We start from the raw sequence: 18,247 nt of genomic DNA, 5'->3' as shown, positions 1-18,247 counted from the left end.
GAGAGCAGCAACTAAAGTGAAAATATATGGTTAACAATAAGTTTTATAACCAGCAATGGTATTTGCGTCTAGCCAAGGTACCAGAAGCCTGGCAGTTATTGAATGGGGGAAACAGTACTGTAAATGGTCTGGCTGGTGAGATTGCCTTTGGCAGTGCTTCTATCAACATTGCAATGCTGGATGCTGGCATCGAGTCTACCCCTGACTTAGTTCCAGTGCATCCAGCGTTTCAAGGAGCCCTCACTGATAATGACGATAAAGTTCCTCATTTTATAGTTCTTAGTGGTACAGGAAGGTTTAGCTTTAGTAATCTGATTTATGGACGCCATGGAGTGTTAACCGCAGGCATGGCAGCAGCCAAAGCCCAAGTGAATAATGTGGCCGCATACAGTGGAGTAGGTGTAGTTGGTGTAGCGCCCAATTGTAAAGTCGTATCGGTATCTCAAAGGTTTACATCTGATTTTACCGTGTTTAGAGACTTGGCAGGGCTAAGGCAGTTTTTTATTAAAAGAGATTTTGCTGGGAGGAAGAAAGTGAATGGGTTGTTAGGGTATCCGAGTATTTATGATGTGGTAGTTAGCCCAAGAAAAAGCGATGACCCCCATCAAAATGCCTACTTGGCGGATTTGGTCAATCAAACTGCTGATATATTTTCTATGAGCATTCAAGCACCAGTAGATGAAAGTACCAACAAAGTAGAGGCTTTTGCAACGCTGGTCTTTGATGACTTAACCTTCTTTGGTAGAAAAGGCAGAGGCTGTGTACTGGTGGTAGCATCAGGAAACAATGGCCAAGTACTGGAAGTGACAGCGGGGCAATACCGGAATGAATACGCTACCAGCAATAAGCCAATAGTGGTGGGGGCTACTCGAGTAAGCAATCATTACAACCATTTGGTAGCTGGCTCAAACCCTGAAGAAAGTGTGGCTACCTACAGTAATTTTGGTGAAAGGTTAGACATTGTGGCACCAGCAGGGGGGGTAGCGTCAGGCTTTGACAGGCGTCGTTCTTATACCACTACTGTTTGGGGGGCGGGGCAGTTATCAAGTGAGAGCCCTCTAGAGTTAACAGTGGTTGCTGGAGTTTCTGATACAGAGTTGGAGCTAAGAAACCTGCATGGAGTTTTTCCGGGGCAGCATGTGGGTTTGGGAAACCCTGCTACCATTCAGTTCGATGTTTGCGAAATCAAAGCAATCAATGCTACTAATAATCATATCACCATTGCCCCACTGCATAATGTTACCTCACCTACAGCCCTGAACGGTACTAAAGCTTCCTTATCTCCTTTACATACTCAAACTACCCAGGCAGCTACAGGGGCTAATCAAGTGAGGGTAAGGAGCATAAGAGGAGCATACGCAGGAGGGCAAGTGAGAATAGGTATCTTAGGAGACGCCGCTGCCACTACCAATGGAAATAGTTATTTGATAAGCCAGGTCGATGTTGCTACTAAAGACATCAGCGTAACTACTATGACAGGAGGGGTGGCTAACTTAAATTACCCTGTGGGTACACAAGTAGTATTTGCTCCAAAAACCGCCAATGTGATAGGGCGTGCAGGGGTTACAGTAAACAGTGTAGCCCGTACTATAGAGGTAAGTCGTATAACCTTAGATCATATAGAGGGGCTATTTGTGGGGGGTTATGTAAGAGTAGTGAGCACAACCGATATTGAATTTAGCAGGGGGAATATTAGAGAAATAATACCTGGGGCAGTTGCAGGAGGACGGCAAACTGGTACCATCGTTTTTGAATTACCTTTAAGGGTAAGGTATGCCGCAGGCGCTGTAGTCAACAATGCCGCAGCAGTCATTGAGGTTGCCAAAGTAAAGACATTAGGGTTTGGGGACATCAATCCTGGTTTTTTGGGTACATCAGCTGCCACTCCTATAGTGTCAGGAGTAACCGCTTTAATGCTTTCGGCCAAGCCTACCTTGAATGCCTTAGAAGTAAAAGCCATGATCAAAGAAACCGCAGATAAGATAAACGTAGGCATAACAGGCGCTGGAGCCTGGAAAGATAGCAAAGGTGCTTTGGTTTCCAATTTTTCTGATGGTGCCAGTACTACTTTACAAACTGCAGCTTCTCGAGGAGCTTTGTCTATAGAGATAGTCAGCGGAGTCGGGTTTGATGCAAAACATGCGATCAGCATAGGCAGTAGCTCCAATGTGATTGAACGTGTTGCAGGCAATGTTATTTTTTTGCAGTACCCATTGTGGGTAGCGCAGCCAGCGGGAGTAGCAGTAAGAGAAAAAAGAATACCAGCCCATAGCGATTATTATGGTGCAGGTAGAGTAAATGCCCAAAAAGCTGTCCAGGCAGCTCTCTCTTATAACCATGCCTGGCGAAAGATAAAAATTAGAGATAGCCTGACCACAGGTGAGCCTATCAACAGTCCTGATGTATGGCTTAGGCCTGTGACCGATCCGGTGGTTACTACTCAACCTTTGGAGTCTGGCATTCCTTTGCATCAACAGCCTAGAGTAAATGAAGAGCAATTGGTCTATGTGAGAGTAATCAATGAGGGAAATCGTTTGCCTTCGTTGAAAGGGCTTACTGTTCGTTGCTTGATGGCTTTTACCAATGATGTAAATGTCAACTTGCCTTTTCCAGAAAAATGGATTTATCAACAAGATCGGGCAACAGGAGAAAATATTATTTTGTTGGATATGAAGGAGCTAGAGCTTGAAATCCCTGCCAACAATGCTGTGAATCCTGCTAATAGGACAACATGGAATGAACATATTGTCACCCTAAACTGGAACCCAACCCAGCAAAGACTTAATAACCAGGGTAATCTCGAAAATAATCCTGCTGTTTTCTCAAAAATAAACCCTCAAAACCTCCACGCCTATTTGTTGGTACACATTGCCCCGTTTGATGGCCCTGACAATGAAGTGAGCCTGACCAATATAGCCCAAAACAAGCAACTGACTTATAAGCCAATTGTTCCCTTCTATGCCCAGTTTAGAGACGATACTAATTTACATTTACAAAAGCCCCACCCTATAGAGGTCCCATTAGACGGGCGCACCGTAAGCGAGGCGTTCAAGGTGCAAGTATTTGGGGTACGCCAAAACCAATTGACCAATACTTACCTGCGCTTTACTTTAATAAAGGCTGATGGTACGCCCAACGAGGTGGTCGATTTTAAAGATGAAGGAGGCATTTGGGGGTATGCCCCCAACGGGGTACCTGCTTGGTTTGCTGCCCAGGCTCCAGTAGTTACCAATGTACACATGGCCGAGTATCGCAATGTATCGTTTGAGTGTGGGTTGCTGGTCAACAAACAGCACTCTCGGGTAACAGTAGAGGTAATACAAGAGCCCTCTGCAGGTAACGTTATTGTAGCCACCCAAGAGTTTCAGTTGGGCATGCCTGCCCATTTACCTCAGGGCATCCAACAAAGCAAAACACAAGTATTGCATACTTTTACCGATTTTTCTACCCTTACCGCCCAAACTGCGGCTCAAGCCTATGGTCCCATAATGGGCAGCCCAACGACCCATTTCAATACGGCTGCCCTGTTTGGTTCTACCCAAGCACAAAAGGCCTATGCAGTCACGGGTGGCATTGCCTTTATTCAGGAAGTAGCCGGCACACAAAAGGTAAACCTGGTACTGAAGCCAGACGAACAGCCTATACACAATGGGGTGGTGGTCAAATACTTTGTGTATCGTGGGCTTCGAAGAAATGCTTTTTTGGCTTCCAACGGTAGTCTATTGCCAGCAAACCAAGTAAGCGACAATGAGCTGCTGAAAAGAATGTGGCAGGTAAAAAATGAATGGAACCAACAAGAGCAAGAGAGAAAACAGGCATTGAGCCCTCCTCAAACCCACACCACCCAAGGATTGGTCAGAGAAGACATAGGGTTGGCTACCGAGGCGACGAATCAATTGCCCGCCAGCGAGAGCATAGACAAGGTATTTGCCGAGCATACGTTTCAGCCTATAGTAGAGGGGTGGTCTATAGGTGAGTTTGATGTATCAGGAGATTTTGGCTTTGAGGTAATGATAGACTACCCGGGGCATACGCATACCTTGGCTGAGGTGAGAGCACTCACCCATGTGGTGCAAGCCAACACTTTGACAAACAGCGAGATTGCTACCGATACATTGGGCGAGTTTGATACATTGTATGCCAGAGAAAAGGTGTTGGGGTATATCGACCCGGCAGCTTACTATGGTTTATTTTATCAAAACAAGCTCAAAAACCATGTGGGAGATGCGGTTGTTGTGATTCAGTCGGGTGACATCAAAACCTTGGTAATTGATAAGTTTTTTACCAAAGATAGCCTGTATTTGGACATTAGAAACGAATTGGGCAGCTCGCTCAATTTGTATACTACCTACAAAGGCACAGGGAGCAACTACCCTCAAATACAACTGAACGGAGCAAGCATGCCTTATGAATACCACGGCTGGCCTATAGTAAGGGTGCCAATTATAGGTAATGCGCCTACCGAGCTAGGTTGCCAATTGCCAATAGGCAACAATAGCCACCCTATTTTGCACTTGGTATCGGGGGCATATCAAACCAGTGGCAATGCCTCGTCTACTACTGCCCGCCTTCAGTTTAAGTTACTTGCTTCAGCAACAGGTGCCAATACTACCCAAGAGTTTTTGTTGCAGGCACCCAAGCAAGGAAATCATATTTTCCCCTTTTACTTCAGAATAACTTACAGCAAACGGTACTCAACGCCCGATGCCATTGATGCTGTGATAAACCAAGGGGCAATGAATAAAATAGCCAGGTATGATGCCATCTTTCCTTTTGGCCAAATACCCCTATACCCAGTGCCCAATGCTACCGTCTGGAATAGCTCCAGTTATTTAAAATATTTGGGCTTGACCTCGCTTTCTTCTGAAGGGCAAGATTTTAACCTACAGTTGGGAGCAGCCCAAGACACCATCGGAGAAACTGTGTACGGCGTGGTTAAGTTGCCCAGCGAAGTTGGCGGAGTAGACGCCTACAATACCTTTACCTACCCATTGGGTTTGGAAGGAGGCAAAAACAATCAACCTACTATTTTGCATCACCTAACATCGTTGAATGTGCTGGCTGCGGTAACCACCGAAACAGATGTGGGGCTTGCTGGAGTACAGTTATTAAAGCTGGGTGTGCCCACAGGCAATGCCAGCCTGCAGGCCACTATGGCAAATTTTTACTCAGTGTCTTATACCACCGCAGAAGCCAATGCCTTGAGGGCGGCAGCAGAAGTATTTGTAACAGGCTACCCCGTGTATTTTATGTTTCAGGAGGGAACCTATGGCACAGAAGTGACAAACAAGTTTAAATTGGCACTGCAGGGAATAGTAAAAAGCACTGAAGGAGTATACCAAACTCAGGTAGTGGCTCCTGATACTGATATATGGTGTTATGCTTTCAAAGAGAACAGTAAAAACTTCTTTACCAATGCATACGCCACGGCTTATGGACAACTTTAGATACCCAAAATAAGAGACTTAAACGGCTACCAATATGTTACCACAACAATATACACCTACGGTCAAAGATTTAGTAAACCTGGAGTTTGTTCCCTCAGACCTACATTTTGTAAAAGAGGCCTTTGAGCAGGTGCTGAGCAAGTTGTATTACAATAACTTCAGAAGGCATACCTCTGCCGATGGCACGTCTACTACTTACAGTCTGGATGTTTACTATTACAAGGAGCTGCAAGTGTTCAATATCCCAAGCCTCAACTGGGAGGTAGCACTTAACCCGCCTGATCCTCAAAGTGCCTTAGGTGGAGCTAAGTTTGGGGTACACTTGTTTTTTCGTTGGGGTTTGTTACAACATGTCCCGTTTCCCGCCATCGAAACGTTTGACTTTAGCCCCAAAAGCTTTCTCTTGTTGTTGATAAATATATTGGGGATTGACTATGATCGTTTGATTGAGCAAGTGGCAGAAAACTTTCACCCAAGCCCAACAGTCACCTCTTTAGACGCATTTGTGAGCCACTATAATAATACCTATGCGGCCAACATTACTCATTATACTCAAGTACGGGATGTGGTTAATCAAATCAGGTTTGAGCGAGATATCATAGAGGTAATCGTAGATACTTACCTCCACTCAACAGATGATTTGGCTACTTTGTTCAAAACCATTGCAACAGATATTTCAGGAGATGACATCAAAGCCATTCTCACGCCAGAACTTCATTTTTCTATCAATGACCTCAGCCTGGGCTTTAAGTTGCCCCGAAAGATATTTAAGCCAGTAGATGCCCGGGGTCAGATCATACCCGACCCCGTCCAATCGGCGTTGATATTTCGGGCGGGCAGCTTGCATTATTCAAACCAGGCGGGCTTGGTTTTTGAAAAATCGGCCAGTGTCGATTTTCAAAAGTCGGCCATTCTCAATACGGGCATTGTGGTCGAAATCAATAAAATTAAGCTAGACCTAAGCGAGCAAACCAACCTACCCGAAGCCGCTCAAGAGGGGCGTTTGGAGGCTTTTAGAGGTTTCTACGCCGAAACCGCCACCATTACCCTCCCCACCAAGTGGTTCAAACAAGTAGACCAATCGCAGACCAAAATCACAGCACGCCACTTATTGGTGGGCACGGGTGGGCTATCGGGCACTATCTCCCTTGAAGCCGTCAACCCAAACTCTAATGTAACGCCAATACTTGCCACCAAAATAGGCGCCGATAATGGTTTTGAGGTGGGTTTTCAAGCCTTTGGTCTCACCTTCCAACAAAACGTGGTGACGGCATCGAACATTGCGGGGCAGCTCAAAATACCACGCCTGAAAAATAGCCAAGGCCAGGAGGCGGTCATAGACATTAGCGGGCACCTCGATGCCGAAGGCGATTTCTTGCTTACTGCTTCTAACCAAGGTGGTTTTGAGGCCTTAAGCCTCCCTGGGGTGTTGGCCCTTAACATTACCTCGCTGGAGCTGGGCCGCCAAGACGACAAATTCTTCATTGGCATTGGGTGCAAGTTGCGTTTTACCAACCAAGTGATGGATAAAATGCTCAAAGGGCAATCTATTGAGGTGTCTGGTATGCGCATTTACAGCGATGGCAGCTTCGAGATTGTGGGTGGTACCATTCCCGTACCCGCCAGTTTTAGCCTCAACCTGGGACCATTAGAAGTGGGCATCTCGGGCATCAACTTTGGGTCTTACCAACGCGAGCATTTGGGTGTGATGCGCAAATATTACGTTTTTGGTTTTGATGGAGCCTTGGGCTTGGGTCCCATTGGGGTAGAGGCACGGGGCAAGGGCATGCAATACTTCTTTACTATAGACAACGACCCCGCCCATGGCAAACCCGCCCACGATTATTTCAGTATTCAGACTATAGAGGTAGACATTACCATTCCGGGCAATGCCACCCCCGAAAGTGCCACCGCCATTATTCAAGGCTACTTGTCTATTCCCCAGCCTGGCGAGTCGCTTGAGTACGAAGGAGGAGTGTCGGTAAAGCTCCCCAAGGCCCGCATCAGCGGTAGCGCCGACATGCGCTTGGCGCCTCAATATCCTGCATTTTTGATTGATGCCCAAATAGGCTTGCCCAAACCCATTCCGTTGGGGGCTACTGGGCTGGGATTTTATGGTTTCAAGGGTTTGTTGGGCTACCGTTACGTAGCCGAAAAAGAGGCCATTGGCCTAGAGTCGGGCAAAGACTCTTGGTACGACTACATGGCACACCCGCGAAGTGGCATTCAACCCGAAAAATTTAGCGGCCCCGACAAAACCGCAGACTACGCGTTCCCTTTTTCGGTGGGGGCAGGGGCTACTCTAGCCACCATGGACGATGGGTTCTTGCTGTCTACCCGGTTGTTTTTGTTGTTGTCGTTGCCCAGTGTGTTTATTCTTGAGGGCAAGGCCAACGTTTTGAGCCAACGCCTTGACCTGGATTCCAGCAATGAGCCCCCTTTCTTTGCTTTTTTGGCCATAGGCGACCGCTCTATAGAAATGGGGCTTGGAGCCGATTATCAACTGCCCAAAAGCAATGGCAACATCATAGATTTGTATGCAGAAGTACAAGCAGGATTTTTCTTCGACCATCCTTCGGCTTGGTACATTCATTTTGGCACCAAAGAAAAACCCATTTCGGCGCGACTGTTTTCGTTGCTCGACGTAAGGGCTTTCCTGATGTTGTCGGCCAAGGGCATAGCAGTAGGCGCACGTGCCGAGTTTAACTTTGACAAACGCTTTGGGCCTGCCCACGTCAAGGCTTGGCTATACGCCGAGGTAGGCGCCAAGCTTAGCTTTGAGCGTCCCCAATTGGGCGGGCACATTGCCGTAGGAGGCGGGTTAGAGGTATCGCTTTGGTTTATTAGTCTGGGGCTTTCTTTTGATGCCATATTGGCCGCCGAAGCCGCCAAACCTTTCCTGGTGTATGCCCAGTTTCGAGTATGTGGTAAAATCAAAATTGCCTTTATTAAAATCAAGAAATGTGTCAATGTAGAGCTTAAGTGGGAAAAAGACAAGCAGGTAGACCGTAGCCCTATAGCCCCATTGTTGCCCGAAAGGGCCCACGAACTGGTCAAAGGAGTGCACATGCTCACGGGCGAAACCTTTGATCTGCAAAAGTTTAATGCTTTACCCTCAGCCGCCAACATTACCGGGAGCGTGTTGCCCCTGGACACTTACATTGACCTCAAGTTTACCAAGGCAGTATTGCCCAATGCAGTTGCCCACAAAATTGGTGGAGTAAACCATCCGCCTGCGGGCTATACCGACTTAATCCCTCCTGATAAAACCATCAAAGGAGGCAAAGAAGTACGCCAGGTAAAGCACCGTTATTCTATCGAGAGCATTGATATCAATATCTGGAATGGCAACGCCTGGCAAACATACCATCCTTACGAGGCAATGACCAACCACGCCAACACCACGGCCGGTTTGTCTCAGTTGAAGATAGGTCACTGGCAAAAGTCTGACCAACAATACAATGCCATTCGTTTGTTGGCCAGCGCCCCGTTTAGCTACACCGAACAAGGCGAGCCTGGTTGGTTTGTACCCGAACAGATGGGCATTACAGCGGCAAGTATGTTTTGTGAGGGAGTGGCCCGTACACAAGGGGTGATCAATTGGTTGACCACCCCTTTGAACACCTTGTATGCCACCAACATGCGTGGCTATTATCAGCAGCAGGGCATATATTACAAGCTCACTGGCCATGCATTCAGCGATTTGCAAGGAAAAACCTGGGGAATGCGTGCACGTGTGGCATCAGACACCAACACTCCTGCCTTTGCCCAATCGCTGCAGTTCGACAATTCTAATGACTTGGAGCTTAAGCTACCCGAAGCTGCCCAAACCGTCATATTGAACCTATCTACCGAAGCGCGTGGGGTTACCATTCAATACTATGGGGCGGTGCAAACCGACACAGTGCCAGGGGTACGGTATAGCCTGGTGGCTCAAGAATACAAAACCAAGGCTGCATTGGCGAACCCGGTAACCTATAGCCACCCCACTCAAGGAGTTTCCAAAATATTGATTGTTCCTGACAAGATAGACCAAGTGGCTGTAATGGCCGTGAGAAAAAAATTGGCGGAGCTGTATTTTGACGCCTATGTGGCTTCGCTTAGCACTGGTTTGCCCGAGTTGAACGGATTTGGCTTTGTGAGCCAGTTCAATTTGCTCACTGGCCAACTAGAAACATTGTATGAGGCAGGGGGCACTATGTTGCCCAATCATACTCCAGTAGAAACGTTGGATTTTTTCTTGAACCAATACGAAAAGGCTGCCCATACTTATCACCACCAAATAGAAACCCCCGAGGGCGATATTTATGCTGTAGGCGAAGTGTTGCATGCCTCGGGTAAGCAAGTAGGGTTGATCACCAAGCTCAATGCGCGAGGCGAGGTAATCTGGGAGAAAAGCTATGCTCCTTCTTCCGGCACCGATTTTAGCTTTCGCCAGGTTGTATTGTGCGACAATGGCGACCTGATGTTATTGGTCCATCATCTGGTCGCCCTCCGTCGCTCGGTATTGTTTACATTGTTTGGCTTGTTTAGGGTACAAAGCAACGGCACCCCCAGAGATACTCAAGCTACTTTTTATGACTATTTTCCGGACGACAACCACGACTCCTTTTTGGTAAAGATGAACAACGACCAGTTCTTTTTGGCTGGGGGGCATACTGCCCTGAGAACAGGAGAGGCGAGTGCTGGCGGGGGTGGTGGCAGACGTGCCATTGGCGACCTCTCAGGGTTTAATAAATTGTTTGTGGGCAATGTGTTAAAAGGAGCCGCTTTTGATGGGCAACACTTGTTGTTGGTAGGGTATAGTTTCAACTCTTTTGCGGTCAAGCTGGACGAAAACTTTCAGTTGATAGAGCAACAGTTTTGGGGAGGTGCATCAGACAGCTTTGCCTTGCTAAGGCATGTGTGCTACAGCGAAGGGCAATTTGTGGTAGCGGGAGACCTTGCTTCGGAGCTAAAGCCAAGGCGCCATGGCGGCGATCCCTTGGTGCCTTTGGGCAATGTAGCCCGGTTTGTGGCTCAGTTTGACGCCTCTGCTTCATTGCCTCAGGAGCTTGCCGCTAAGGTGTTTAACGAAGTAGACCTGGTAGACCCCCTCAGCTATGCCCTTAAGTGTAGCCCACAATTTGTGTTTGTGGGTGTCAACGAGCGTATCTACAAATTTGATCGTCAGTTGAACCTGGCGGGCAATTATATTTTTGGCGAGGAAGCCGAAACTGTGCACTTAGACGGGGCAACGGCGCAAAGCGTATTGTTGCATAGCTATGCCCATGCCGAAGAGCATTACTTGGCGCGGCTAGACCTTGGGGCAGGCAGTTGTCGGTCAAAAACAGGCCCTGCCCTGAGCTTAATAGACGTCAACATTGCAGGGAGCTTTCCAGGTAGGTTGTTTGCCGGGGAACAGTGGAGGGTAATGCATACCTCAAACCTGACAGTAGGCGAGGTAGTGTCTGCCCCTAAGCCTTTGTGCTCGTTTACGGGGCGAAAGCCCACCCCCGAGTTTTCTTTTAAATCTTATCTGCATGAAGTCAATTGGCAATCGGTAGAAGACTACGTGCTCAACCAACACATTCCGGGGCAAACTGCCATTCAGGAAGATTATCAGGCGTCGGTCAATGCCCTCAACAAAACCGTGCGCCCTGTGTGGCGCCCCAACTCTACCTATTATATTCATTTCAAACTAAGAGACAATGTAGACGATGGGCAGCAGACAGCTGACTTTGAGTATTACTATGGTTTTAAAACGGCCGGTCCGGTAGGGCACTTTCACAATGCGGCGGGGGTGCACTACGGCGCAAGCCGCGATGGTCAAGGGCATTTGGTAAACCCCGAAAAGTATGCACTCGCAAATATGAGAAAGTACATCGATTACACACGTTCTTACCCCAATGCCGATGGCAACCTGCTCAGGTCTAAGCCTTTGTTTTACAGCAGCGAAAATGGCCACAATACCATCGCTTTGTTTTTTACCCAGGCATACACTGCACATTTGATGAACGAATGGCCTGCCTATCAGGGCTTGGCTTCGTTGCAGGGGAGGTTACAAATTGTGGTAAAAGACCCTACCGAAGGACTGAGCGTTGAAAATCCGCCTCCGCCCCACATTACTACTACCGAAATACCCCAGGCAGTAGTGAGCTGGGAGGTAGATAATGCTCCTCCGATGCCCACTCATTTGCAGCAGCTCAACAATTTTGTCCAGGCGCAAGCCAACAACCCCGACTTGCAATGTTTGCTGGTGGGTGGAGAGTTGATCAAGCCGTTGAGTTATGTAACCAAGGTAACGCTTACCCATTTGAAACCTCAAAAAATGTATACCGCCATTGTAAACAATGTGTTTGAAGGGGCTACGGCAGAGGTGCATAACTTTGTGTTTCAAACCTCTCGTTATGCCCACTTTGCCGAGCAAGTCAATAGCCATCGGTTGCAAGACGACCAAGGCAATGCACAAAATGCGGTATTTACCGTGCCGCTGACCTTAGACGCTGCCGCCATCAATACGGCTTACCACATAGTGGCCAACATTTCGGACCCTGCCAGTGCGGCATTGGCTACCCAATGGAACGATTTGTTTGCGCGGGCTATCGAGGGGGCATTGGGCATGCCTCCTATGGCTCCTGCGCTTACTACTGAGTTTCACCCAATCAAAGATACCAATTCGGGGCAGGTGGTGGCCTTGCTTATTCGCAACCCTGAACCTTTGAATGATCCCAAGATGCCTCTGGCAGAAGCCCAGCCGACTATAGCCGTGATGCAGGGCAGCCAGGTGGCTACCGACTATAGGGTGTTGCTGAGCCAAGACTACGCCCAAGCTTTGATTATGCATAGCAGCAAGGCCATTACCGCCAGTAGCTTGGTGGTGCGTTTTCAGTACAAAAAATGGAATGGCAATGATTACGAAGTCGTAGAAACTATTCAAACCAATCAACTCATTATTCAATAAACACCCAAAAGCGATCAATCATGGATTTTATAAAAAATTATCAGTTTAAGAAAGGTAGCGATGATCTGGGAACGGTTTTTTACCAAAATATGGTTACTGGCAATGATGAGCTATTGGTGTCGGCAATGACTATGGATGGGCAAGACAATATTTTGTTTAAAACAGATCATCTGGGAAGGGTATTATGGGCGCTAAGCCTTGAGGCTTATTATGTGTGTTCTATGATACTTTGCCACAATGGAGATGCGTTAGCCTTGTTATCTGTTTTTGGCTCTAATGTACCTGTAGTCATCAGAGTGGGCAGTCAAGGACAAATTTTATGGCGGCGTGTAATCTCTTTTTCTATGGTTGATACAGTTAATGCAAAGCCCTTGGTAGTAGAAACACCCGAAGGATATGGTGTGGTTTGTCTGGAACAAAGTTATTATGAAGAAAAACTGCTTATAAAACTAGATCCAAGTGGTCAGGTAGTCAAATCTACATCTTTCAAAGATCCTTACCTTGCCTTGGGTGAAATGCACTATGACCCTGTTCTCCGTCATATCATTTGGGTAAGTAAAATGATTGATCATCAGTTGGGACCTAATGCTTCCATTGTGGTGTTTACGGAATCTTTGGAGGTAGTCAAAAAGCGCAGGTTAAAGCTCTCGCCGAATGATTTTAACAGTGATAATTACACAGGAGATATTTTTTCTATAGTCACTGCCAATGATTACAAACTGGTAGTATCCAGTGACTTTCACTTTTATGCACCACTTTCGAAGGACTTACCCATAGGCAGCATAAGCGTCCATAAGACCTTACACAATAATAGATATGCTTATCAGCAAAATCATTTATCGCCCAATTACTTTTATAGATATAAAAATAGTCAGGTAGACTTCATAGATTTTGACAAAGGAATATTGAAAAAGGTAGCGTTGGGAGCGAATGGTTTTAATGAAATAATTGTGCCATACCATGTTTCAAATGGTCATTTGTATTACTCATTCAACCATACCATATATGCTACTTCTGAAGATTTTCAAGAATGTATTGATCTAGTAGTAAATTCTACTGAGCCTCTTGACCTCACACCAACAACCATCACTATAGAAGACTTGGTGTTGGAAGTAAAAGAACCCTTTATACAATTCTCAAATGATAATTTAGAAACATTTACTGGGCTTACTTGGCAAGAAGAGCCTATTTGTGTGCCCACCAACCCTCAGTTTCCCCAATCTCCTCATCTCTACCTCCAAGCGGCAGGCTCTACCGGGGCAGATGGCAGCGCACGGGGCATTCACTTGCGTTGGATGCTCAAGAAACAACTGACCCATCACTTGCCCAAGGGAAATTTGGCCAACACCACCCATCATTTGAACAAACCCGACGATTTTGTAAAAATCTATCGGGCGGCTTATGCCCCCAAAGTTACCTCATTAGATTTGAGCACTCCGCCCCAAACCGTAGACGACCTCAACCAAAAGTGGATGTATAGCGTAGATGAACAGTTCATCTCTGTTCATTTCCACCAAGCCGATCGTTACCAAACCATTCGATCCAGCATAAATCCATTGGTAAACCCTCAGGGTTTTATTCAAAACTATGGGGATGGACTGATGGAAGTGAGCACTGAAAAAAATGTATTCTTTGCGGTAAGATGGGTCGTAAACCAAGGGCAAGCCGGCAGCCAATTGCAAGTAGAATGTTTTGGGGTAGAAGAAAACACCCTGGCTTCTCCCAAAAGCATCATTGCCCGCCAAACTTTTGACCAAAATATGCTCTCGGCAGCTCAAGTAAACCTGGAAAATGGCCGCAGTGTAAGGTGGCGAGCCAAGCAATGCGGGGTAGTAGCCCTTGAGCTGGAGCTGTATGATGAGCTACTTGATGACCTAAACCAAAATCAGGCTTGGAAGGCGCTAGGGAAGTTTGCCCTGAGTACCGATGATGCCACTGCTTTTCAAGGTTTGGAACCCACCCCAGGGTTGGTTCACGGCCAATGGCCGCGTTACAACGACCAAACCTTTGTGAATACAGCCAACTACCACGACAAGTGGAGTGGTACGCGTGAGGCGCCCGACCGCAACATCAAAGAGGTAGTGCAAAAGTACCTCACGCTGAGCGACCAAGCCAACAACCCTAAAGCCATGGAGATGGTGCAGTTTACCACAGACGAAGGCATTACCGACCAAATGGAAATATCTAACCTTGATATGTTGCAATTGGCTTCGTTTGACTACCACGTGGCTCGAATGCTGGGTTTGGGCTATCTGGATACCGACCCAGCGGTGATGTCGGGCAAGTTTGTGTACAAACTCGAATACACTACTACGGCCGATTTGGGAGACGGCGAAGGAGCCAGAACTGTGACACATACCTACTTGTCGTTGCCCACGGCTATAGACGACGAACGCCTGCCTTATGCCGTAGATCTGGAGGCGCCACAAATGGGTACTCAATACAACGAAAGCGCGGAAAATCAAGTCAAAATTACCGATGAACAAGGCTATACTCAAGACGGCAAAACGCGTTTTATCAGCTTGTTTGCCCAAGCATTGCCCGAACACGATGAGGGAGGTTTTTTTGCTGCTTCTGACTCTTTCAATTTTGCCCAGAGTACTTACCCGGTATACACAGGCATTGAGTACAAAGCACAAGGGGGCAGTTGGCAACGCCCCGAGTTGCTCAATAATGTACGCCACCTGGCAGCAGTACCTACTGGGGTTACACCTTATGCCGAGTCGGTAGTGTTGCACCTGCCAGACCCTGGCGAGGCCTTGTATGTACACCGCGAGAAAAAAGCAGGAACCCATGTATATAGCTCTTATGGGGTCAATTGGTTTGGTAGAGCCACCCGTAGCAGCATAGCACATTCGGTCACGACGAACTTCCCTCTAAAAAATAATTTATTGCCACCTTCGGGGCTGCAGGCAGTATTGGTACAGCCCGAAAGCCCCTTGTTGTTTACCTCGCAAAACGACCAACAAAGGCTAAGGCAAATTACAAACGCAGACAAAACTTTGGTACGGCTCCACTTTCAATACCATGGGTTTCAGGAGTTGGTGAGGTACAAGATTATCCCCGAAGACATGGGGAATGCTACTGATGCGCTTCATCCTAACGCCATTTTTCCAGATGCAGAGGAACTGTTTGCCGATGCCATAGAAATATTTTTTAGAAGCAGTGCACCCCAACAATTATTGGGTAAAGCCCAACACATCCAACCCGACCCTCAAGATGCCTTGGTGGCTGTAGTAAGCACCGAAACTTATCGGGTGGTGAGCAATGGTTCGGAGTGGGTGCCTACTGTAGCCGCCCACCAAGCAGACAACTTTGCCGGGGGGGTGTTGGTGTTAGAAGACAAGCAATACCTTATCAAAGAGGTGATACCCAACGCCAGCACTGGAAGCGGACCTGCCATTAAAATATACAAACAAGAGATGACAGGCGGCGTTGACTCGAACTTGCCTCTCAATGCAGCGTTGCCCACCCTCAAGGCAGACGGCAAATTCATGGCGGTCGAAAATATGCAAGGCAATCAAGCTTGGGGCACCACCAACCCGTATGGGTTCAAAGTACAAATTGGCGCGCAATGGGCGGTGCACCGCGAAGTGATTCAGCAACCGGAAAGCAGTAATGTAAATACCGAATTTGTAGAAAAGAGCCGAGGCATTTGGGGGCAAGCCACGATAGCAGCCACTGGGCAAGTGGGGGAATACAAAATATCGTTTACTGATGGCACACAGCTTGCCAACCATCCTCAATTTAAGCCTCAGGGCAATTCGGTAAACTGGTACCAAGGCATAGTAAGGATTCATGAAGCAGCCAAACCTTTAGGCAAACGAAAAAATTTGCAAGTCGTGAAAATTGAAGGAATAGGGCAAGCCGGCTTGGTGCTGTATGTGGTAGACGCCGAACGTCGGCAAACAGGCGCAACCCAAGATATTATTCAAACAGGCACCCAGGTTTCAGTCAATTTTTATCCCGGTTATCAAGTACACCTCTATGCCGATAGTGCCTGGGGTTTGACCGAAAGCAATGTGTTGCCCAAAGTAGGCGAAGGGGTTCATTATAGCATTTTTGGGGCAAGAAGCCTGGCTACCAGCAAAGCGATGACTTCTAATATTAGCACTCCTCAACTCATGTTTGCCCAAGAGGTAGTACAACCCAAAAGACCAGAACTGCCCCAAGGGAGTTTGTATGCTACCCGCCCCGATGTATTGGGCAAAGCCCACTATACCTTGGTTACCCGGTTTGGTCATTCCCCTCATGCCGTGTTGTATTACCGCATGGACGAGCAGGCGTTGCTAAATGCACTTTATCGCCCTGATACGATAAAGGCAATCAGAACAGCACTGGAAGGGCTGCAAGACACTGCCTATGTAACCAATCGTTGGAGAAACGTGTTGACTTTTGATTATAATTATCCTGCGGATGACCCCGTCAATGAAAATGGCAAGTTTGGGGTATACCCTCCCACCGCCAGCGGGCATCGTTTGCCCAACCCCGATCGCCCCCCACTTTTTAATGGAGCCGAGGTGCCCGGACAAATCAAGGACAGGATTCGACAGGCAGTGCTCAATGCTTTTGTTCCCTTGACAGAAATCCCTTTGTTGTATCAACACATCAAAGGAGAGAGTTACCAGCCAAGCCCTAAACCACAAGTAATAAGGGGTAAAAATGGTCAATTGCTGTTGCCCGAACATCCCGATTTTGACATAGCGCCTATGGCTAAAAAAATAGGCACCCACCAAGTATTGTTCACTGATTTTGGTTTGGATGGCACCTCCAATAATGTGTATTTTTATGCAGTACGAGAAATGGGCAGTACAATGCAATTGGGAGAGTTTAGCCCAATACTTGGCCCGGTTACTTTGGTAAATACCCAGGCACCAGAGGCACCACAAGTGAAAAGCGTGATGCCGGTATTGGCCAATGAGGTTGCCCAGGGTGCACCTGGCATGCAGTTTGAAATCAATGCCTATAGTTCATTACAAAATATTAAAAGAGTAAATGTGTATCGCACGATGGAGCCCACTAATAGCCTTTCGGTAAGATTTATGGATTTGGTAAAAACCGTGGAGCTGGGCGATCAACAAGCCCAAAAAAGTATTTGGGTGGTCAAAGATGATTTTGCTGAGGTTGATTTTATTCCTTATGGCGAGCCTATGTATTATAGGCTTACGGTAGACCGTGCGGTAACTTACGCCGATAAACAAGGAAATATTGTGCAAGGCAACGTAGCTTCATTGCCTTCTAAATTACTCATTAGTAGTATGGTAGATGCTCGCACTCCCTCCACTCCATCACTTGCTTTGGAGGCTACTCCAGTCAATCCCCAGTTTGAGTTGACCAATGTGCGCTTAAGTTGGACCAAAACAACCCACAATGGCAAGTATCATTTGTATAAGATGAACAAACAAGGCAGTTGGGAAAAAGTGTATGAACTGGTGTCTAGTGATGCTTCATTGGTAGTAGGACTGGTAGATACAGCGCTGCAAAGCGATCGTTTATTGCTTAAAAACACGGAGGGTACCAATATATACCATCACTTCAAAGTAGTAGCCGAAAACTCATCGGGTTTGTGGAGCAATGAAGAAAAAATACTGACGATTGCTGAGGGTTAGTAGCAACACCAAGGTGCTAGGGACTAGGTGCTATGCTGTGTCAAGTCTTCCATAGGGCGACTTGACACAGTTGATTGATGGAGGTCTCCTGACTTCTCTGCGTAGGGCTTTCTTATAAAAAATGAGAAATCTCTCTGAAGCTTACAAAGTTCGAGGCATCGATTGGGCGTGAAGACACTGCCCTCCGAGGACAAGCTCGGAGCAGGCGAGGCGGTGATGTGGTTGTCCGAGAACCTATTGTCTGAAAA

3 protein-coding genes are annotated in these 18,247 nt (G+C 47.2%); all 3 read left to right on the top strand.

All coding sequences use genetic code 11. The features are described 5' to 3' along the window. The first annotated feature begins 26 nt into the window (after positions 1-26). Genes M23134_RS35435 through M23134_RS35425 form a run of 3 tightly spaced genes read left to right on the top strand, consistent with a single transcriptional unit; the run spans position 27 to position 17,999 of the window. On the top strand, positions 27-5,447 hold the full coding sequence (locus M23134_RS35435) for a S8 family serine peptidase (RefSeq protein WP_002705362.1): 5,421 nt from the start codon (positions 27-29) through the stop codon (positions 5,445-5,447). Positions 5,448-5,481: 34 nt separating this feature from the next. Then, entirely contained in the window at positions 5,482-12,390 is a 6,909-nt protein-coding gene (locus tag M23134_RS35430; protein WP_002705361.1) for a hypothetical protein, read from the top strand. A 20-nt stretch (positions 12,391-12,410) separates the two neighbouring features. Next, positions 12,411-17,999 (top strand): hypothetical protein, encoded by a 5,589-nt coding sequence (locus M23134_RS35425; protein WP_002705360.1) that lies wholly within the window; start codon positions 12,411-12,413, stop codon positions 17,997-17,999. Positions 18,000-18,247 lie beyond the last annotated feature (248 nt).

It is taken from the genome of Microscilla marina ATCC 23134 (assembly GCF_000169175.1).
In the GTDB taxonomy this organism is placed as follows: Bacteria; Bacteroidota; Bacteroidia; order Cytophagales; family Microscillaceae; genus Microscilla; species Microscilla marina.
The sequence above is the reverse complement of the archived record's forward strand: the minus strand, read 5'-3'. Positions and strand labels throughout refer to the sequence as shown.

Excerpts from the sequence above, each read along its gene's own strand:
- M23134_RS35435 (WP_002705362.1), top strand. The coding sequence starts at position 27 with ATGGTTAACAATAAGTTTTATAACCAGCAATGGTATTTGCGTCTAGCC.
- M23134_RS35430 (WP_002705361.1), top strand. The coding sequence starts at position 5,482 with ATGTTACCACAACAATATACACCTACGGTCAAAGATTTAGTAAACCTG.
- M23134_RS35425 (WP_002705360.1), top strand. The coding sequence starts at position 12,411 with ATGGATTTTATAAAAAATTATCAGTTTAAGAAAGGTAGCGATGATCTG.